We start from the raw sequence: 18,209 nt of genomic DNA, 5'->3' as shown, positions 1-18,209 counted from the left end.
TGTCTCCTGGTTAAAATGGTATCGTTGATTGTTCAATCTGGTGGTATTCATACGCGTGAGTTTCCTGAAATAGTTGTTCTATTCCCATTGAATGATCTATTCCGATTCGTTGAAGCACTCTTGATGACCAAGAATAAAAACTCTCGTCCTCTCGTCGTTGTTGCAGATTTTCAAACAGGTGTTTCACTGCGTCAGAAGTACGGATGCGAGGCGACGCTTTATCCGCTGTAACGCTTTCAGGGACGCTCTCAGGCATGATAATAGCTTCCTCTATAACTTTGGTCATTGTCGGCAGTGGCACTTCTTCTAAGGCTTCTGGCTTCGTTTCTGGTGCATACGGTAGAACGGTGAAGATACTTGTACACCCTGGACGCTCTTTCACATGTAGCCATCCAAAAGAAACAAGGTCTTTAATATGACGGCGCACAGTTTGATCTGTACCGAGTCCCAATCGCTTACCTATACCAGTTAAAGAAGGTGTCACCTGTTTGAACGTACCGGATAGGCTCTTGAGGTAGGAATATACAATCTTGTGGTGGAGTTTTACTTCTTTTGTTTCGCCGTTAACTTCTACGGTTGTGATTTCAAGTAGTTCATAATCTACCATCAGAAATGGCGTAATCTGTTTTGTCATTAAATATCCTTCTATGTAATCGCGCTCACGGCGCTACTATGGTGATAATGGGATCACTTGCCCTTGTTAAGATTGGTTGCCTCTTTATTCAGAACGTCAAGGATATAGTCTGTAACAGTCATTCTCCTGCTTCTTGCCTCTTTAAATAAGGCTTGGAAAGTTTCATCGGGAATGTGTAGGCAAGTGCGTGGTTGTTTCTTCGCGTTTATAATGTCGCTCATGTGATTTTCTCCTTATTCTTTATTCGTTGGTTTCTTTTGTCGCGTTTCTGATTAAATCGAAGCGGCGTAGCACTTCCGTGAAAAACTCGGCGCGTTCTGAATAGCCCTGCTTACGATTAGAGTTACGTAGTGATTTAATCTGGTGGCGTGTCACTTCCCCTTTAATGAGGGACAGCACAGTAGTATCAATATCGAAGTATTTCATTAATGTCCTTTTCAAATATAAAATAAAACACCTCGCAAACCTGACGGTTTCGAAGTGCGTTGTGATTTGGATTGTAGGTGGGAATGTTTTCTTTACCCTATATAACTCATATTACACTATAAGGCGATATTTGTCAATATGTTTTTAATATTTTCTCCCATCACATACAATATCACACACCGCTGTTTGAAGTCAACGCTCATGATTAATATCAGAGACACCGCTTAAACATCCTATATCGCGTTCTGAGAGCTTTTGTTACATCAGTAGCGCTTTTACTCCCTACCCTCTTAAAATCGTTTACAGCGTATCTGAGGCGCTCTGTTTGCATTGCTGCCGCCCTCTGGCACTTACTCCCGAAGCCAATAGCACACCTACTGAGGGATAACGTTAGCTATCAAGATAGTAGTTAGTGGTCTTGGGTTGAGGCTTAGTGAACTTGCACGAGTTACGAGTGTAAGTGAGCTTTAGCCATATTGCTCTACCTTCGAGGATTAACATAACTACAGACGAAAGGATGTAGGAAGGGTAATAGGAGTTAGGTAGAGTTAGCATGTGGTCAATCATCGTCAGATGGTTGGGTACATGGTTACATACCGCGCACAGCGAAAAGGTGATTTACGCCGTGGCGTAATATCGCTTGTGCAACCGTGAAACGGTGGCAAAGCCATTGCACAATACAAGAGGTAACGCTGGCGCTGGTTCCTGAGCGGAACGTGGGTCGAACCGTAAGCCCCCCACCAGGGTAGCGTAGGTGAGATTTCCCCTTGAGTGACGGCGAAGAGCCGCCAGCAAATAATCCACAAGCGCAAAACATAAAGATCATTTTTATTAGGTTATTATTATTAACTTATTATTATCGGGTATCAGACTTGATAGGGGTAGAGGTATCAAAGTTGATAGGGGTACTCCTGTCAGAGTTGATAGGGGTATCGGTTTTGATAGGGGTATCAGTGATGCCGATCCGGCTGGTGAACCTTGTCAGGCGATACACGCCAGCAAAGCGAATCTTTCCATAGAGTGCCATTTTGACACTTATTGATTAAGCTGAATCTCCTTTTGGCTATATGCAAATAAGCCTATTAAAACCATACCTTAATAACGACTAAATCTATCAATAATGATAGCTAAAAAACCCGCCTGTAATGCTCTATGAGCGCCTTTCTCACTTTCATAGTACCTTTCATCCCTTATGCGGAAACCGCACCACGCAAGGCTTACAGCGTTCATTGTGGACAATGTACACTTTCATGATAGGTGCAATGTGTTGAACGAGTATTCTCGAAAGATCACTCCGCTGATTTTCCATGCCTAAATCCATTAATTGGTTAGCATTCTAATCATTTCATTGTGCAGTCAGTTTCAAGTGCATAAACTCCGCATAATCAGTGCATAAAGGCAGGTTAGCGCCGCCCTCGCCTAACAACCCTACATTTATAATCTTTAAATCAATGAGATAGGCAATAACCACACACAATCATTGGTAGTGTGATGTTCCGCTGTTACCGCTGTTCTTCTTGCAGAGTAGAGGATTTGGCAATGTTCAAACACATGTTTATAAATGCCAACATTATGATTTTATTCAGATATTTCAAAATCATGCAGATTTCGATCTGGGTGTGCCTGATCTTCGCGTTAAGCACTGGACGCAATCGCGCCATTTACCACACACAATACTGTTTGATTTTTGATCATTTACATTGCAACTTACTGAAATTGATCATATTGTTTATTTCATAAGTTCAGATGTGTGACCTTGAAGGAGGGTAAATTGAACAGAGCCGTGGTGTTAGATGAACAGCAAGCCAAAGCGATCAGGGAGTGGCTAAACGCTCATAATAAAAGCCTGATAGCCGACGTTACGTTAATGATGCAAGCCGCCGTATTGCGTGTGGGGGATGCCGTAGCTTTGCGCTTCGACGAAGTGATCAACGGAGAGATAGACATAGAAGAACAGAAGACAGGGAAGCGTAAAGCCCTCACCCTTCCGGCTCCAGTGGTGCAGATGATAGCTCGTCGCCGTGCTAAGTATCCGCATGATGTGCATGTGTTCAGAAGCCAGCGTAACCGCTCGATGAACAAGCAAGCACCTGTACGACGCGAAGAGGTGAGCAAGCAAATCGCAGAAGCCGCGAAAGCTATCGGGATTCATGGCACTGTATCGGCTCACAGCTTCCGCAAAGCTGGCGGGAATGCCATCTACAAGCGTTCAGCAAACAACATCGCTTTAGCTATGACCGTGCTTAATCACAGCAACATCACTGACACCAGGCGCTATCTGGACTTAGACAAGCAAGCCGTTAGCCGTGTGATCAATGAGATGGACTTATAAGGAGATACGCATGAAACGCTTGCTTGTGCTGACGCTGACAGTAATGCCAGTCCTGACGACTCACGCCGGACAAATAACCCTGATTCTCAGTGACGAACAGGAGACAGACAACGCGAAGATTTGCATCTACAGCAATGCTATCTATACAGAAACAGTGGCGATCAGGCCGACTGCACAATGCAAACACACCCAGACGTTTGTAGAGGATTAAATACGCTTAGGTTATTAAATAATCATTTATGTTCATTCGCGGCAGTAAGCAAATCAATAAAAACCTCAGAAAAGAGAGCGTCTTTAAAAATATCGATCTTAAAGATCTTCTGATGACTACCAGTAGTTAACTGTGATTTTAATCTCATTCTAATGACATCATGGTAATCTTTTGAAGCAGAGAAAACATAGAATATAGCAAACCCCTCCACAATGAAATACCATAGTACACTTTCAGCCTCATCACTTTTTATAAAAGCAAAGTTACTGATAATAGATTTAATAACGTGATCAGGAATGTTATTCGTTGTATCAATCAATCTAAACACACAAATACGGATGAAGTTATCTACCTTCAAATGACTAAGTTTATTTATTCTCACTTGTTTATTTTTAATACAATGTCTCATCAAGTCATCCAACTCGGGAACTCCATTTACCGTTGAATAATGTGCACTTTTAGAGATGGATGCTCTCCATAGTATACTTAGTAAGAAAAGATAAAATCTTTTATAATCGAATGAGTTGATGATGATGTGATCAGAGTTTTTACGTATATTATGATGGTTTCTCAACAATCTAGTTCCATACGATTCGTACTCATGGCTGATAAACTGCTCACATTCGAAGCATAGTAGTGGCTCTTTTGGATCAACATTTTCTCGTTTTGGTTTACTACCTTTTTGAAATATAATCAACTGCGAATCATTTTTCTTCAATCGTTTGAAATAGCTTCTTGGTATGCTATGAGATTCAAGTAGTTCTTTCTCTTCGAGACATAACTTACAGATACCCTTCATAAGTTTTCCATAATGTAAAAATGTCGATACTTACATTCCCTGCTAAGCAAGATATTAAATCAATGTTCATAGCGCCGCAGGATATTTACCTTAATCATACTATCATAATCCTGTTCACTTTATTTGTTAACTGGTACTAACTCCAAAACGCCATAATGCGCCTGTCTGTGACAGTTCGGGCACAATGCAATCGCATTTTCAACGGAATCCTCCCCACCATTCGAAAGCCACTCAATGTGATGAACCTCAAGAAATGGTGTGCCGTCTACTTTGAAAAAAGGAGCGTCACTCTTACAGCTTTGACACTTGCCATTAGCCCTTGAAAGAACCTCGGCTATTACATACGGGCTTCGCTTATAAACTCGTGTTGTCACCTCGATTAGCTCAGGAGTTTTATTCTCAGCGTCTAAAATCTCTTTGCGTTCTGACGGGGGCAGTTCTGACGCATAATCAACAGCCTTTTCAAACTCAGATTTCACCTTACGGTAACACCATTTACCTTGCTGATCCTGATACAACTCCCAAATACCATGAATAGAGGGTTGATAGATTTCAAAGATCTTCCCTCGCTTGAACAATCGGTCATACTCATGATGCCGATGGGTTACATCATCAGTTCGCCTGGCTGTTTTGTTGAAACTCCAGTAGCTACGATTGCAGTTGACTGAGTTGACAATGAGATTCAAGTGGGTGTCGTCTTTATAATGCGGAAATCGTTCTTTCAGATAAGCATCCACTTGCTTCGCCGTTGCCGCCCCTCCGAACTGTTCCTCAACCACTTGAACAGTAGTGATTCTTATCGGTTGGTCGCCATACTTGTATGTTCGCTTTGATTTTGAAGACATCGAGAGACCTCTTGCAATCTAAGATTTATCTCAGATTAACTATCGAGCATAACTTGTGCAACTCTCTGATTTTGGACAATAGAAGCCATAATGCCCGTTGGTGGTAAGACAACGCGCTGAGCCGTTAGGCGAGAGCACATCAGGGTGTGTCAGACAGTGAAGTTTATCAGGATGACCATGTACCCAAGGGGAGCGAGGCCGAACCGCTGGCAGAGCTTGCATATGGTCTGCAAGTACCGAAACCACCATGAACCTGTTTATTCCCTGCAACGTCATCTCGACGTGTGGCATGTGGGAGCATCGGCAAAAAATGCGCTTCACTGTAAAGTTATGAGAATCAATGCCCGGATCAGGCTTTGCCTTCACGTTGTGCTATCGCGGTGTGAGGTTGGAACTGCCGCCGCCGAATAGTTATACTCTCATTTCCATGTAACTATCCGTGACAACTAACAGTGTACCTTGTGTTGGTAAATCGTCGTTCAATGGTAGAACGAAGACGACAACTTATATTAAGTAAGTTGTTGAAAGCAAAACGAGTTTTATCGAAGTTTTGCCACAAGGGGAGAGATCTGGAGCGGGCGAAGGGAATCGAACCCTCGTATAGAGCTTGGGAAGCTCTCGTTCTACCATTGAACTACGCCCGCTTTGAGGTGCGTATGGCATTATAGACCTTACGCACCTTCATACAAGCCTCTTAACAACTAACCGGCGATAAAATAATCACTTAGCACTTCGGTTTGCTGCCGGGCGCAGGCAGATAACGCTGCGGGTCGATGGCAGTCGCCTTATAGCGAATCTGGAAATGCAGCTTCACCGCATCCGTACCGGTGCTGCCCATGGTGGCAATCTTCTGCCCGGCTTTGACGTTCTGCCCGTTGTTGACCAGCATCGTGTCGTTGTGCGCATAGGCCGTGATGTAGTCTTCGCCATGCTTAATCATGATCAGGTTACCGTAGCCGCGCAGCTGGTTACCCACGTACACCACCTTCCCTGCCCCGGAGGCATAAACCGGCGTACCGCGCGCAGCGGCGATATCAATACCCTTGTTGCCACCTTCAGAAAGTGAGTAAGGGGCGACCACTTTACCGCTGGCAGGCCAAATCCAGCAGCGCTGTCCAACCGGCGGCCATGACGATTGCGGCACCTGATAGGACGGCGTCACTTTGGCGGTTTTGCCTTTCGAAGAGGATTTTTTACCCGAGGACGATCCGCCGTTCACCTTCAGCTGCTGCCCCACCTCGATGGTGTAGGGCGGAGAGAGGTTATTCAGCCGCGCCAGATCCTTCACGCTGGTCCCCGTTGCGCGCGAAATCCGGTACAGCGTATCCCCGCGCTTAACGGTATAGACCGAACCGGAATAGCTGCCCATATCCGAAGATTTGCTCCCTGAACAGCCCGCCAGCAATAGCGTCAGCGTCAGGCAAAAAATGGCGGTGATGGGGTTTCTCGTCAGGCTTCCTGCAAACAAAACAGATCCTCGGTCAGCGTGAATGGCGCACTATGATAACAGCCAAAACGAATATGGGTCATGCCCTTTTCCGCTCTACGCGCCAAACCGTTCGTATAAGAATGCCGTATAATGATCCGGCTGATGGTGCTGAACCACTCGGCATTTTGGCACTGGAGCATCAATGAGTATTCAAGAACACGTTATTTTGGTAAACGACCAGGGAATGGTGATTGGCACTCAGGAAAAATATGCCGCGCACACCTTACATACCCCGCTGCATCTGGCTTTCTCCTCCTGGCTTTTTAACGCAAACGGCGAATGTCTGATCACCCGGCGCGCCTTAACCAAAAAAGCCTGGCCCGGCGTCTGGACCAACTCCGTCTGCGGCCACCCGCAGTCCGGCGAAGAGACGATACAGGCGATAATCCGCCGCTGCCGCTTTGAAGTGGGCGCTGAGCTAACCGATATCACCGCCGTCGCCCCTGAATTTCGCTATCGGGAAACCGACCCGTCCGGGATCGTGGAAAACGAAATTTGCCCGGTATTCGCGGCCCGCATCACCAATAACGTGACGATAAACGAAGATGAAGTGATGGACTATCAGTGGGTGGAGCTGGACGCGTTATTCCGCGCGCTGGACGCGACGCCCTGGGCCTTTAGCCCGTGGATGGTCATGGAAGCGACAACCGCCCGCGAAAAACTCAAAGCCTTCGCGGCGCAATAAAAAAGCCCCTTTCGGGGCTTTTTTTACATCTTAACGCCTTATTTCACCGGGCGCATCGCCGGGAACAGGATCACGTCGCGGATGGTGTGGCTGTTGGTGAACAGCATGACCATACGGTCGATACCAATCCCCAGGCCCGCCGTTGGTGGCAGACCGTGCTCCAGCGCGGTCACATAGTCTTCGTCGAAGAACATCGCTTCGTCGTCGCCTGCCGCTTTCGCGTCAACCTGATCCTGGAAGCGCTGAGCCTGGTCTTCCGCATCGTTCAGCTCGCTAAAGCCGTTGCCGATTTCACGGCCGCCGATGAAGAATTCGAAGCGATCGGTGATTTCCGGGTTCTCGTCATTACGACGCGCCAGCGGAGAGACTTCAGCCGGGTATTCGGTGATGAAGGTCGGCTGAATCAGGTGCGCTTCGGCCACTTCTTCGAAGATCTCGGTCACGATACGGCCCAGACCCCAGCTCTTCTCAACCTTGATACCGATGCTTTCCGCGATCGCTTTCGCAGAATCGAAGTTATCCAGGTCCGCCATGTTGGTTTCCGGACGGTATTTCTTGATCGCTTCGCGCATGGTCAGTTTTTCGAACGGCTTGCCGAAGTCGAAGACTTCTTCACCGTAAGGAACCTGCGTGGTGCCCAGAATGTCCTGCGCCAGAGTGCGGAACAGGGATTCGGTCAGCTCGATCAGATCTTTGTAATCCGCATACGCCATATAGAGTTCCATCATGGTGAACTCTGGGTTATGACGAACGGAGATACCTTCGTTACGGAAGTTACGGTTGATTTCGAACACGCGGTCGAAACCACCGACCACCAGACGCTTCAGGTACAGTTCCGGCGCGATGCGCAGGTACATGTCCAGGTCCAGGGCGTTATGATGGGTGATGAACGGACGCGCAGACGCGCCGCCAGGGATCACCTGCATCATTGGGGTTTCCACTTCCATAAAGTCGCGGTTGACCATGAACTGGCGGATACCGGCCATGATCTGGGAGCGAATTTTGAAGGTCTTACGGGATTCATCGTTAGAGATGAGATCCAGGTAGCGCTGACGATAGCGCGCTTCCTGATCCTGCAGGCCGTGGAATTTGTCCGGCAGCGGGCGCAGAGCTTTGGTCAGCAGACGCAGCTCGGTGCAGTGGATAGACAGTTCACCGGTTTTGGTTTTGAACAGTTTACCTTTCGCGCCCAGGATATCGCCCAGGTCCCACTTCTTGAACTGCTCGTTGTAGATGCCTTCCGGCAGGTCGTCACGGGAAACGTACAGCTGAATACGGCCACCAACGTCCTGCAAGGTCACGAAGGAGGCTTTACCCATGATACGACGGGTCATCATGCGGCCTGCAACGGCCACTTCGATGTTCAGCGCTTCCAGCTCTTCGTTCTCTTTAGCGTCGAAGTCAGCGTGCAGTTGGTCTGAGGTATGGTCACGACGAAAATCGTTCGGGAACGGCACGCCCTGCTCGCGCAGCGCTGCCAGCTTCTCGCGGCGGGTTTTCAGTTCGTTGTTAAGATCGACTACCGCGTCAGCGCCCTGTGCTTGTTGTTCAGACATGTTGGTTCCTCATAACCCTGCTTTCAAACTTGCTTCGATAAATTGGTCCAGGCTGCCGTCCAGCACCGCCTGCGTGTTGCGGGTTTCAACCCCGGTACGCAGGTCTTTGATGCGGGAGTCATCAAGGACGTAAGAACGGATCTGGCTGCCCCAACCGATGTCGGACTTGTTGTCTTCCATCGCCTGTTTCTCAGCATTTTTCTTCTGCATCTCCAGCTCATAAAGCTTCGCTTTCATCTGCTTCATGGCCTGGTCTTTGTTCTTATGCTGGGAACGGTCGTTCTGGCACTGTGTTACCAACCCGGTAGGAATGTGGGTAATACGCACCGCTGATTCCGTACGGTTAACGTGCTGACCACCCGCGCCGGATGCGCGATAAACGTCGATACGCAGGTCCGCCGGGTTAATTTCGATATCAATATCTTCATCAACTTCCGGATAAACAAACGCGGAGCTGAAGGAGGTATGACGACGGCCACCGGAGTCGAACGGGCTCTTACGCACCAGGCGGTGAACGCCGGTTTCGGTACGCAGCCAGCCGTAGGCGTAATCGCCAATGATTTTGATGGTGACGGATTTCAGACCCGCAACTTCACCTTCAGACTCTTCGATAATCTCGGTTTTAAAGCCGCGCGCTTCCGCCCAACGCAGGTACATACGCGTCAGCATGCTGGCCCAGTCCTGCGCTTCGGTGCCGCCAGAACCTGCCTGAATATCGAGATAGCAGTCAGCGCTGTCGTATTCGCCGGAGAACATACGACGGAACTCAAGCTGCGCCAGCTTCTCTTCCAGCACATCGAGTTCTGCCACGGCTTCGTTAAAGGTTTCTTCGTCGTCGGCTTCGACGGCCAGCTCCAGCAAACCGGAAACATCTTCCAGCCCCTGGGCCATTTGATCCAGCGTATCTACGATAGCTTCGAGAGAGGAACGCTCTTTACCCAGCGCCTGTGCGCGTTCAGGTTCGTTCCAGACGTCCGGCTGTTCCAGCTCGGCGTTTACTTCTTCAAGACGCTCTTTCTTGGCATCGTAGTCAAAGATACCCCCTAAGAACGTCAGAGCGCTCCGTGAGGTCCTGAATACGGTTTTTTACCGGATTAATTTCAAACATGGTCTGTTTTCTTTTATGGACTTGTCAAAATGCGGTGATAAGAGCGGGATTGTACCGAATCCACGCCCTTTTTTATAGAGATTACTGCCGCTAAATTGGCCAGATATTGTCGATGATGATCTGCAGGGTGCGGTTACCGCGAAACTCGTTGATGTCCAGTTTGTACGCCAGCTCGACCTCGCGCACGCCGTTGTCCGGCCATACCGCCGTGTCAACGTTGAAGGCAATGCCGTCCAGCAGCGGTCCACCGCCCATGGGCTCGACCATCACTTTCAGATGACGTTCGCCGACGATGCGCTGCTGCAGCAGACGGAAACGACCGTCAAACAGCGGTTCCGGGAACATCTGCCCCCACGGACCGGCATCGCGGAGCATTTGGGCCACGTCCATCGTCATCTCAAGCGGTGAAAGCTCGCCATCGGACACCACTTCCCCCTGCAGCAGGGCCGGGTCAATCCAGTCGGTGACAAGCTCACCAAACAGACGCTGAAACTCGTCGAATTTCGCCTCTTCCAGAGACAGGCCAGCCGCCATCGCATGGCCGCCGAACTTGATCATCAGACCCGGATACAGCGTATCGAGACGTTCCAGCGCGTCGCGCATGTGCAGCCCCTGGATTGAGCGGCCCGAGCCTTTCAGCGTGCCGTCACCCGCGGGGGCGAATGCGATCACCGGCCGGTGGAAACGTTCTTTAATACGCGACGCCAGAATGCCCACCACGCCCTGATGCCACTCGGGATGGTACATCGCCAGGCCGCCCGGCAGCGTATCGCCGCTGCGTTCAAGCTTTTCGCACAGGGTCAGCGCTTCGGCCTGCATCCCCTGCTCAATCTCTTTGCGTGTCTGGTTCAGCGCGTCCAGCTCGTTGGCTAGCACGCGCGCTTCACCGATGTTGTCGCACAGCAGCAGCGCCACGCCGACGGACATATCGTCCAGCCTTCCGGCTGCGTTAAGACGCGGCCCGAGGGCAAAGCCCAGGTCGCTTGCCGCCAGCTTGAGCGGATCGCGGTTGGCAATCTCCAGCAGCGCCTTGATCCCCGGACGGCACTTGCCCGCCCGAATGCGGCTTAGGCCCTGCCAGGTCAAAATGCGGTTATTGGTATCGAGGGGCACCACATCCGCGACGGTGCCCAGCGCCACCAGATCGAGATATTCGGCCAGGTTCGGTACGGCAATACCGCGAGAGTCGAACCAGCCCTTATCGCGCAGCAGGGTCCGTAACGCCAGCATCAGATAAAACGCTACGCCCACGCCTGCGAGGGATTTCGATGGGAAATCGCAGTCGCGCAGGTTGGGGTTAATAATCGCTTCCGCAGCCGGCAGCGTTTCACCCGGCAGGTGGTGATCGGTGACCAGCACCGGGATCCCCAGCGCGTGAGCATGATCGACGCCCGCATGGGAGGAGATCCCGTTATCGACGGTCATGATCATCTGTGCGCCACGGGCGTGGGCCTGATCGACCACTTCCGGGCTTAGGCCATAGCCGTCTTCAAAACGGTTCGGCACCAGATACGTGACGTTATCGCAGCCCAGCGCGCGCAGGCTGAGCACGCTCAGCGCGGTGCTGGTTGCGCCGTCGGCGTCGAAATCGCCTACCACCACAATCCGCGTTCCCTCTCGAAGCGCGTTGTAGAGCATTTCGGTAGCTTTTTCGATACCGCTCAGCTGCTGCCAGGGCAGCATCCCTTTCACGCTGCGTTCAAGATCCTCAGCGCGACGCACGCCGCGGCTGGCGTAGAGGCGCTTAAGCAGCGGCGGGAGATCGTCCGGTAAATCAACGGGTTCAACCGCCTCGCGGCGGCGCAATTTTATCGGGGCTTTCACGCGGATTATTTACCACCAAACTGTTTCTGGTGCGCGTCGAGGAACTCTTTCATCTCTTTTGGTCCCTGATAGCCCGGAACAACATAGCCGTTGCTCAGGACAATCGCTGGCGTACCGCTCACGCCAAACTGCACGCCGAGCGCGTAGTGGTTAGCGATATCAATGTCGCAGGAGGCCGGCTTAACGTCTTTGCCGTTCATCGCGTCGTCAAACGCTTTGTTGCGGTCTTTCGCACACCAGATAGCCTTCATGTCCTGCTCTGGCTGGCTCTGCACGCCCGCGCGCGGGAAGGCCAGGTAACGCACGGTAATGCCCAGCGCGTTATAGTCTTTCATCTCTTCATGCAGCTTGTGGCAGTAGCCGCAGGTGATGTCGGTGAAGACGGTAATAACGTGTTTTTCCTGCGCCGCTTTATAGACGATCATCTCTTTTTCGAGCGCGTTCAGGTTTTTCATCAGCAGCTGGTTGGTGACGTTCACCGGCTGCGCGCCGCTGACGTCGTACATTGGCCCCTGAATAATGTGTTTGCCGTCTTCGGTGACGTACAGCACACCGCTGTTGGTCAGTACCGTTTTCATGCCGGCAACCGGTGCAGGCTGAATATCGCTACCGGTGACGCCAAGCTTAGCCAGCGACTGTTTGATGGCGGCGTCGTCCGCATGGGCGAAACCGGTAAATGAGGCTGCCAGCAGGGTGAACAGCGCGAAAGACTTTTTCATATGTGATCCTGTTACAATTCGTCGGCACTCACGCACGAGGGTGGTGCTGTTGGTGTAGCTGCCGCAGGCGTTCCGTCGCGACATGGGTATAAATTTGCGTCGTGGAAAGATCGCTGTGGCCCAGCAGCATCTGCACCACGCGTAAATCAGCGCCGTGGTTTAACAGATGCGTCGCGAAGGCGTGACGCAATACGTGCGGCGAAAGCTTTTCACTGTCGATACCCGCCAGTGTGGCGTAATGCTTGATGCGATGCCAGAACGTTTGCCGCGTCATCTGCTGGGCGCGCTGGCTCGGAAACAGGACGTCGATAGACGTACCATTGAGCAGCCACGGACGACCATGCTCCAGGTACGTTTCCAGCCAGTAAACCGCCTCTTCACCCAGCGGAACCAGCCTTTCCTTGTTTCCTTTACCAATGACGCGCACCACGCCCTGACGCAGGCTGATGTCGCTCATCGTCAGGCCAACCAGTTCCGAAACGCGCAAGCCGGTAGCATACAATAGCTCAAGCATGGCTTTATCGCGTAACTCCAGCGGCAGGTCAACAGCCGGTGACTGTAATAATCTCTCAACTTGTGCTTCGCTGAGATCTTTTGGCAGCCGCTGCGGAAGCTTAGGGGAAGCCAGCAGCGCGCTGGGATCGTCTTCGCGAATCTTCTCACGGTAGAGATGCTGGAACAGCCGACGCATGGCGCTAAGCAAACGCGCGGAACTGGTGGCTTTGTAGCCCCCTGCGATACGTTCCCCAAGCAGCGCCTGCAGGTCGTCACGCTGCGCGCTCGCAAGGGATAACCCCCGGTGCGCAAGCCACTCCACCAGCATGGTGAGATCGCGACGGTAGGCGCTAAGGGTATTCTCCGCCAGATTTTTCTCCAGCCACAGCGCGTCGAGAAACTGTTCGATCAGTGCGAGATCCTTTTCCACATCAGCCCCTTTGATTCTGCAGTCAGGCCATTATGCCTGATTGCGACCGGTTTCTGGTACACTACGCGCATAGTCAAAGCAAGAATTGAGATAGTTACGCGATGAATATTGGTCTGTTCTATGGTTCCAGCACCTGCTACACCGAAATGGCGGCAGAGAAAATTCGCGACATCATTGGCCCGGAACTGGTGACGTTGCATAACCTGAAAGATGACGCGGTCGCGCTGATGGAACAGTACGATGTCCTGATCCTTGGCATCCCAACCTGGGATTTTGGTGAGATACAGGAAGACTGGGAAGCCATCTGGGATCAACTCGATTCGGTCAATCTCGACGGCAAAATCATTGCCATGTACGGCATGGGGGATCAGCTGGGCTACGGGGAATGGTTCCTGGACGCGCTCGGCATGCTGCATGACAAGCTGGCGCCGAGAGGGGTGTCGTTTATCGGCTACTGGCCAACCGAAGGTTACGAGTTCACCAGTAAAAAACCGATTATTGCCGACGGCGAGCTGTTTGTTGGACTCGCGCTGGATGAAACCAACCAGTACGATCTCAGCGATGAGCGCCTGCAAAGCTGGTGCGAGCAGATTCTGGGCGAAATGGCTGAAAAGTTTAGCTAACGCGCATTACCCCTGCGTCGTCTGTTGCAACAGCATCCGGCGCAGGTCTCGCCACTCGGCAGCATCCATACTGTCAGCCGCCAGCCACAGATGCTGGCAACGCCCGCCGTCCACCTTGCGTAACCGTAACATCATGCCGCAGTTGAGCATCCAGGGCATACCGAGAATATCCCACTCTTTACCCTGCCAGCGCAGGCGGGAATCCATCAGTAATTTAATCTCTCCCTGACGGGCATTAATGCGACGCTGGCTGCGTACGCTGTCAAAAACGACAAACGACAGTAACAGCAGCCACAGCGGCGTATAGCTCAGCGGCCACGGCATCAGTAAAACAAAGGCCGCGACCAGGCCGTGGAGCAATAAAGACATCCACTGCGAGCGCCACGAGACGCGAAGATCAGATTGCCACAGGACCACGTTCCCGATTCCGTGTTTGAATTAATTGCACCATCCGTTGCAACTCGGTGTCGGCGGGTTTGCCGTGGTTCATCAGCCAGTTGAATAAATCCGGATCGTCAGACTCAAGCAGGCGAACAAACAGACGCTTATCATCATCGCTTAAGCTGTCATACTCATATTCGAAGAAAGGCATGATGGAAATATCAAGTTCACGCATGCCGCGACGGCACGCCCAGTGAATACGGGCCTTGTTGTTAATATCCATGTTCAGTTTCCTGCATTACGTTTGGCACAGTCGGCACCCCGTTCAGTGTTCTTTATTTCTCTACGGGGACACCAGCTAGTGTAACGTGTTTTTGACCGTTTCATTACTGGAATATTGCGATCGCCGAGCAGGCTTCCAGAATAATCCCTACAAAGACAGCGGATTACATTATTTTGCGTAGCGCTACGCATAACTGGTTTAGGGCACAAATGGTCTGTTGAAAGCGCTTGCATTGCCTGCAGGCTCTTTTACCATTAGGCATTATCAAAGCGTTAAGCAATTCAGGATATCGTTATGGCATTTACACCATTTTCTCCTCGCCAGCCCGCCGCCTCTGCGCGTCTGCCGCTGACGCTTATTTCTCTTGATGACTGGGCGCTGGCAACGCTCACCGGTGCCGACGCCGAAAAATATCTGCAGGGCCAGGTGACCGCCGACGTCAGCCAGATGACCGAACACCAGCACCTGCTGGCAGCGCATTGCGATCCAAAAGGCAAAATGTGGAGCAACCTGCGACTCTTCCGCCGTCAGGACGGCTTTGCCTTTATTGAGCGCCGCAGCCTGCAAGAGGCCCAGCTCAAAGAGCTGAAGAAGTACGCGGTCTTCTCCAAAGTCACTATCGCCCCGGACGACGAACATGTCCTGCTGGGAGTGGCCGGTTTTCAGGCGCGTGCGGCGCTGAAAAATCTCTTCAGCGAACTGCCGGATGCAGAAAAGCAGGTGGTCAGCGAAGGCGCGACCTCCATCCTGTGGTTTGAACACCCTGCGGAGCGTTTCCTGTTAGTCACGGATGCGGCAACGGCCGAACGCGTGACAGAAGCGCTGCGCGGCGAAGCGCAGCTCAACAACAGTCAGCAGTGGCTGGCGCTGAATATCGAAGCGGGTCTGCCGGTGATTGACGCCGCAAACAGCGCGCAGTTCATTCCTCAGGCAACGAACCTGCAGGCGCTGGGGGGTATCAGCTTTAAAAAGGGCTGTTATACCGGCCAGGAGATGGTGGCGCGTGCAAAATTCCGCGGAGCTAACAAACGAGCGCTGTGGACGCTGGCGGGCCATGCCAGCCGTGTACCTGAAGCGGGTGAAGACTTAGAGCTGAAGATGGGTGATAACTGGCGCCGCACCGGCACCGTGTTAGCCGCCGTACAGCTCGATGATGGACGTCTTTTGGTACAGGCCGTCATGAACAACGACATGGAAGCCGACAGCGTGTTCCGCGTGCGTGACGATGCGAACACGCTGAGCATCGAGCCGTTGCCATATTCGTTAGAAGAGTAATCGTATCCAGGTGCCCTCCCTCTCCCTGTGGGAGAGGGCCGGGGTGAGGGCAACCGCCCGCACGATGGAAAAAACTACACCTGCCCCACGTACAAATAGATCGCCAAAAAGTGGCATACGCTGCCGCCCAGCACAAAGCCGTGCCAGATGGCATGGTTGTACGGGATGCGCTTGCAGACGTAGAAAATCACGCCGAGCGAGTACACCACGCCTCCTAAGGCCAGAAGCGTCACGCCCCCTACCGACAGTTTGATTGCCAGTTGATACACCACAATCAGCGACAGCCAGCCCATTGTCAGATAGGTGACCAGTGACAGCACCTTAAACCGGTGCGCGATGGTCAGCTTAAACAGGATCCCCAGCAGTGCCAGGCTCCAGATAACAATCATCAGGCCACGCGACAGCGGTGAGTTGAGCCCCACCAGCAAAAACGGTGTGTAAGTGCCTGCAATCAGAAGATAGATAGCGCAGTGGTCAAATTTCTTGAGCCACATCTTGGCCCGCTGATGCGGGATCGCGTGATACAGCGTCGACGCCAGGAACAGCAGGATCATACTCCCGCCATACAGGCTGTAGCTGGTAATGGCCATCGCGCTGGCATTGGCGTCCACCGCCTGCACCAGCAATAACACTAAACCGACAATCCCAAACACCAGGCCAATGCCGTGGCTGATGCTGTTGGCTACTTCCTCAGCCAGCGAATATCCCTGTGCGATTAATGGTCTGCTCACCATACAAAACTCCGGGAAAACAAAAGATGATTATTCATCGCATAACTATGCTAACTGAGAATGATTCCAGTGAACACCTGTTAGCTAAAATAAAGTTAAACATAACATTTCTAAGTTACAATCAGACAGTTACACTTTAATTTCAGCGAACGTGCGTTTCGATTTCAATTATAAACATTTAAAATCAATTACATAAAACTGGTTCTGCCTGGGGTAGATCTCTGCGATCACGCTTTTCAATTCATCCAGGGTCATGTTCTCCTGTTCAGCATGTTTTTGCGTCAATGTGTCGAACGTAACGGTTGACGTTCCTGTTACTTCAATGGTGCAAAAATAACCATCATCCTCATAACGCCCCACCCGCAGGATATCGCCGGTTTTGAAATGGGATTCACTTTTATCCCGGATAGTGATGGTTTTACGTCCGGCCAGGATGTCGTCCTGAAAGCGCTGAAAAAAAGTGATGTCGTTTGGCTGCATGTTATTATTCCCTGAAGAAAAGTCTGATGAGTGAGTGTAGCCATTGTGAGCATGTTCTCCCATTCCGCCATTGCCAGTCTCAATAACCTGGAGATGATGGTCTACAACTATGTCATAAAAAATCGTGACAAAGTGATGTACATGACCATCCGCGAGCTGGCGGATGCAGCAGACGTCTCAACCACGACCATCCTGCGCTTTTGCCGCAAGCTTAACTGCGAAGGGTATTCTGAATTTCGGGTGCGCTTTAAGCTTTATCTTGAACAGAACGAGCCCCAGCAGGCGAACTTCGGTGCCAGCGAAATTATCAGCTTTTTTAAAAGCGTGAATAATGAAGAGTTCGATGCGTTATTAGATAAGACGGTTGATATTATTTTATCGTCAGAGCGAATTATATTTGTCGGTGCCGGAACATCGGGTTCGCTGGCAAAATATGGCGCACGCTTCTTTTCTAATATCGGGAAATTCAGTAACCATATTGATGACCCTTATTTCCCGGTCACCAATGATATGGCGAAAAATGCGCTGGCGATTGTGCTTTCCGTCTCGGGCGAGACCGAGGAGATCCTTCGCTTTGCCAGCCAGTTCAGCCTGCATCACTGCAAGGTGCTCTCGATAACCAGCCATGAGCACTCGCGTCTCGCAAAACTGGCGGACTTTAATCTCTCCTGGCATGTTCCTCAGACGCGTATTGCAGGCGTCTACGACATCACCACGCAAATTCCCGTCATTTATATTCTGGAGTCTCTCGGACGTAAACTGGCGAAGAAACTCACAGAATAAAACACCCTGTTTTTTTGATGTGACAAATCACATTTACTGTGAATTGTTATATCGTGACATTCAATTTCGCTTTGCTAGACTCGATGCCAATAAGCCATTT

General features: G+C 51.0%; 21 protein-coding genes and 1 tRNA gene. 6 read left to right on the top strand and 16 right to left on the bottom strand.

The window, feature by feature from the left end; translation table 11 throughout:
* Nucleotides 1-10: 10 nt before the first annotated feature.
* From HCH49_RS16165 to HCH49_RS16155, 3 genes are read right to left on the bottom strand one after another with little or no spacing between them, the layout of a single operon-like run.
* Entirely contained in the window at nt 11-634 is a 624-nt protein-coding gene (locus HCH49_RS16165; protein ID WP_050860342.1) for a helix-turn-helix domain-containing protein, read from the bottom strand.
* Nucleotides 635-687: 53 nt separating this feature from the next.
* Complete coding sequence (locus tag HCH49_RS16160) at nt 688-855, bottom strand: hypothetical protein (RefSeq protein WP_167853599.1); 168 nt, start codon at nt 853-855, stop codon at nt 688-690.
* 19 nt (nt 856-874) lie between these two features.
* Nucleotides 875-1,060: a hypothetical protein gene (locus HCH49_RS16155; protein ID WP_025203984.1), complete on the bottom strand. Its 186-nt coding sequence runs from the start codon at nt 1,058-1,060 to the stop codon at nt 875-877.
* 1,771 nt (nt 1,061-2,831) lie between these two features.
* On the opposite strand from HCH49_RS16155, the gene HCH49_RS16150 reads away from it, so the two are divergent.
* Both HCH49_RS16150 and HCH49_RS16145 read left to right on the top strand, forming a co-directional pair.
* Complete coding sequence (locus HCH49_RS16150) at nt 2,832-3,392, top strand: tyrosine-type recombinase/integrase (protein ID WP_050860344.1); 561 nt, start codon at nt 2,832-2,834, stop codon at nt 3,390-3,392.
* Between the two features lie 10 nt (nt 3,393-3,402).
* The gene (locus tag HCH49_RS16145) at nt 3,403-3,603 is read left to right on the top strand and encodes a hypothetical protein (protein ID WP_050860345.1); all 201 of its coding nucleotides are present in this window, start codon (nt 3,403-3,405) and stop codon (nt 3,601-3,603) included.
* A 22-nt stretch (nt 3,604-3,625) separates the two neighbouring features.
* Here the strand turns inward: HCH49_RS16145 and HCH49_RS16140 are convergent, their stop codons facing one another.
* From HCH49_RS16140 to actS, 4 genes are all read right to left on the bottom strand, one after another.
* Nucleotides 3,626-4,402, bottom strand: coding sequence for a hypothetical protein (locus HCH49_RS16140; protein WP_050860346.1), 777 nt, complete (start codon nt 4,400-4,402; stop codon nt 3,626-3,628).
* A 119-nt stretch (nt 4,403-4,521) separates the two neighbouring features.
* Nucleotides 4,522-5,247, bottom strand: coding sequence for an HNH endonuclease (locus HCH49_RS16135; RefSeq protein WP_221702990.1), 726 nt, complete (start codon nt 5,245-5,247; stop codon nt 4,522-4,524).
* A 570-nt stretch (nt 5,248-5,817) separates the two neighbouring features.
* Nucleotides 5,818-5,891, bottom strand: a tRNA-Gly gene (locus HCH49_RS16130).
* A gap of 80 nt (nt 5,892-5,971) precedes the next feature.
* Nucleotides 5,972-6,715: an amidase activator ActS gene (gene actS, locus HCH49_RS16125; protein WP_221702989.1), complete on the bottom strand. Its 744-nt coding sequence runs from the start codon at nt 6,713-6,715 to the stop codon at nt 5,972-5,974.
* Between the two features lie 163 nt (nt 6,716-6,878).
* Between actS and idi the strand changes: the two genes are divergently transcribed.
* Nucleotides 6,879-7,421, top strand: coding sequence for an isopentenyl-diphosphate Delta-isomerase (gene idi, locus HCH49_RS16120; RefSeq protein WP_221702988.1), 543 nt, complete (start codon nt 6,879-6,881; stop codon nt 7,419-7,421).
* Nucleotides 7,422-7,459: 38 nt separating this feature from the next.
* Here idi and lysS read toward each other — a convergent pair whose 3' ends face one another.
* The 5 genes from lysS to xerD all read right to left on the bottom strand — a co-directional run bounded on the left by lysS (nt 7,460) and on the right by xerD (nt 13,553).
* The gene (gene lysS, locus HCH49_RS16115) at nt 7,460-8,977 is read right to left on the bottom strand and encodes a lysine--tRNA ligase (RefSeq protein ID WP_013098608.1); all 1,518 of its coding nucleotides are present in this window, start codon (nt 8,975-8,977) and stop codon (nt 7,460-7,462) included.
* A gap of 9 nt (nt 8,978-8,986) precedes the next feature.
* Nucleotides 8,987-10,085, bottom strand: a protein-coding gene (gene prfB / locus HCH49_RS16110) for a peptide chain release factor 2 (RefSeq protein WP_096151315.1) whose coding sequence is annotated in 2 segments (ribosomal slippage) — nt 8,987-10,009 and nt 10,011-10,085 — 1,098 coding nt in all. Because the reading frame shifts where the segments join, the coding sequence is not laid out codon by codon here.
* Nucleotides 10,086-10,175: 90 nt separating this feature from the next.
* A complete protein-coding gene (gene recJ, locus HCH49_RS16105) occupies nt 10,176-11,909 on the bottom strand; it encodes a single-stranded-DNA-specific exonuclease RecJ (RefSeq protein WP_221702987.1) in 1,734 nt (577 codons plus the stop codon).
* A gap of 5 nt (nt 11,910-11,914) precedes the next feature.
* Complete coding sequence (gene dsbC, locus HCH49_RS16100; RefSeq protein WP_047060452.1) at nt 11,915-12,628, bottom strand: bifunctional protein-disulfide isomerase/oxidoreductase DsbC; 714 nt, start codon at nt 12,626-12,628, stop codon at nt 11,915-11,917.
* A gap of 28 nt (nt 12,629-12,656) precedes the next feature.
* Complete coding sequence (gene xerD, locus HCH49_RS16095) at nt 12,657-13,553, bottom strand: site-specific tyrosine recombinase XerD (protein ID WP_023309098.1); 897 nt, start codon at nt 13,551-13,553, stop codon at nt 12,657-12,659.
* Between the two features lie 101 nt (nt 13,554-13,654).
* Here xerD and fldB point away from each other — a divergent pair, with 101 nt between their 5' ends.
* Nucleotides 13,655-14,176: a flavodoxin FldB gene (gene fldB, locus HCH49_RS16090; RefSeq protein ID WP_039262979.1), complete on the top strand. Its 522-nt coding sequence runs from the start codon at nt 13,655-13,657 to the stop codon at nt 14,174-14,176.
* A gap of 6 nt (nt 14,177-14,182) precedes the next feature.
* On the opposite strand, the gene HCH49_RS16085 is transcribed toward fldB, so the two are convergent.
* Complete coding sequence (locus HCH49_RS16085) at nt 14,183-14,593, bottom strand: protein YgfX (protein WP_021242050.1); 411 nt, start codon at nt 14,591-14,593, stop codon at nt 14,183-14,185.
* On the bottom strand, nt 14,574-14,840 hold the full coding sequence (gene sdhE, locus HCH49_RS16080) for an FAD assembly factor SdhE (protein ID WP_010435322.1): 267 nt from the start codon (nt 14,838-14,840) through the stop codon (nt 14,574-14,576). Before sdhE ends, HCH49_RS16085 begins: the two co-directional genes overlap by 20 nt.
* Before the next feature lie 294 nt (nt 14,841-15,134).
* On the opposite strand from sdhE, the gene ygfZ reads away from it, so the two are divergent.
* Nucleotides 15,135-16,115 (top strand): tRNA-modifying protein YgfZ, encoded by a 981-nt coding sequence (gene ygfZ, locus HCH49_RS16075; RefSeq protein WP_029739202.1) that lies wholly within the window; start codon nt 15,135-15,137, stop codon nt 16,113-16,115.
* A gap of 74 nt (nt 16,116-16,189) precedes the next feature.
* On the opposite strand, the gene trhA is transcribed toward ygfZ, so the two are convergent.
* Nucleotides 16,190-16,849: a PAQR family membrane homeostasis protein TrhA gene (gene trhA, locus HCH49_RS16070; RefSeq protein WP_033146591.1), complete on the bottom strand. Its 660-nt coding sequence runs from the start codon at nt 16,847-16,849 to the stop codon at nt 16,190-16,192.
* Between the two features lie 165 nt (nt 16,850-17,014).
* Entirely contained in the window at nt 17,015-17,326 is a 312-nt protein-coding gene (gene yqfB, locus HCH49_RS16065; RefSeq protein ID WP_047060448.1) for a N(4)-acetylcytidine aminohydrolase, read from the bottom strand.
* Nucleotides 17,327-17,377: 51 nt separating this feature from the next.
* Here yqfB and HCH49_RS16060 point away from each other — a divergent pair, with 51 nt between their 5' ends.
* On the top strand, nt 17,378-18,109 hold the full coding sequence (locus HCH49_RS16060; protein ID WP_221702998.1) for a MurR/RpiR family transcriptional regulator: 732 nt from the start codon (nt 17,378-17,380) through the stop codon (nt 18,107-18,109).
* The last annotated feature ends 100 nt before the right edge of the window (nt 18,110-18,209 follow it).

Source organism: Enterobacter sp. Y17 (genome assembly GCF_019730495.1).
Lineage (GTDB): Bacteria > Pseudomonadota > Gammaproteobacteria > Enterobacterales > Enterobacteriaceae > Enterobacter > Enterobacter asburiae_B.
This window is presented reverse-complemented; position numbering and strand designations above follow the sequence as displayed.

Excerpts from the sequence above, each read along its gene's own strand:
- HCH49_RS16140 (WP_050860346.1), bottom strand. The coding sequence starts at position 4,402 with ATGAAGGGTATCTGTAAGTTATGTCTCGAAGAGAAAGAACTACTTGAA.
- HCH49_RS16060 (WP_221702998.1), top strand. The coding sequence starts at position 17,378 with ATGTTCTCCCATTCCGCCATTGCCAGTCTCAATAACCTGGAGATGATG.
- trhA (WP_033146591.1), bottom strand. The coding sequence starts at position 16,849 with ATGGTGAGCAGACCATTAATCGCACAGGGATATTCGCTGGCTGAGGAA.
- yqfB (WP_047060448.1), bottom strand. The coding sequence starts at position 17,326 with ATGCAGCCAAACGACATCACTTTTTTTCAGCGCTTTCAGGACGACATC.
- fldB (WP_039262979.1), top strand. The coding sequence starts at position 13,655 with ATGAATATTGGTCTGTTCTATGGTTCCAGCACCTGCTACACCGAAATG.
- idi (WP_221702988.1), top strand. The coding sequence starts at position 6,879 with ATGAGTATTCAAGAACACGTTATTTTGGTAAACGACCAGGGAATGGTG.
- sdhE (WP_010435322.1), bottom strand. The coding sequence starts at position 14,840 with ATGGATATTAACAACAAGGCCCGTATTCACTGGGCGTGCCGTCGCGGC.
- HCH49_RS16135 (WP_221702990.1), bottom strand. The coding sequence starts at position 5,247 with ATGTCTTCAAAATCAAAGCGAACATACAAGTATGGCGACCAACCGATA.
- HCH49_RS16165 (WP_050860342.1), bottom strand. The coding sequence starts at position 634 with ATGACAAAACAGATTACGCCATTTCTGATGGTAGATTATGAACTACTT.
- HCH49_RS16160 (WP_167853599.1), bottom strand. The coding sequence starts at position 855 with ATGAGCGACATTATAAACGCGAAGAAACAACCACGCACTTGCCTACAC.
- lysS (WP_013098608.1), bottom strand. The coding sequence starts at position 8,977 with ATGTCTGAACAACAAGCACAGGGCGCTGACGCGGTAGTCGATCTTAAC.
- dsbC (WP_047060452.1), bottom strand. The coding sequence starts at position 12,628 with ATGAAAAAGTCTTTCGCGCTGTTCACCCTGCTGGCAGCCTCATTTACC.
- ygfZ (WP_029739202.1), top strand. The coding sequence starts at position 15,135 with ATGGCATTTACACCATTTTCTCCTCGCCAGCCCGCCGCCTCTGCGCGT.
- HCH49_RS16145 (WP_050860345.1), top strand. The coding sequence starts at position 3,403 with ATGAAACGCTTGCTTGTGCTGACGCTGACAGTAATGCCAGTCCTGACG.
- HCH49_RS16155 (WP_025203984.1), bottom strand. The coding sequence starts at position 1,060 with ATGAAATACTTCGATATTGATACTACTGTGCTGTCCCTCATTAAAGGG.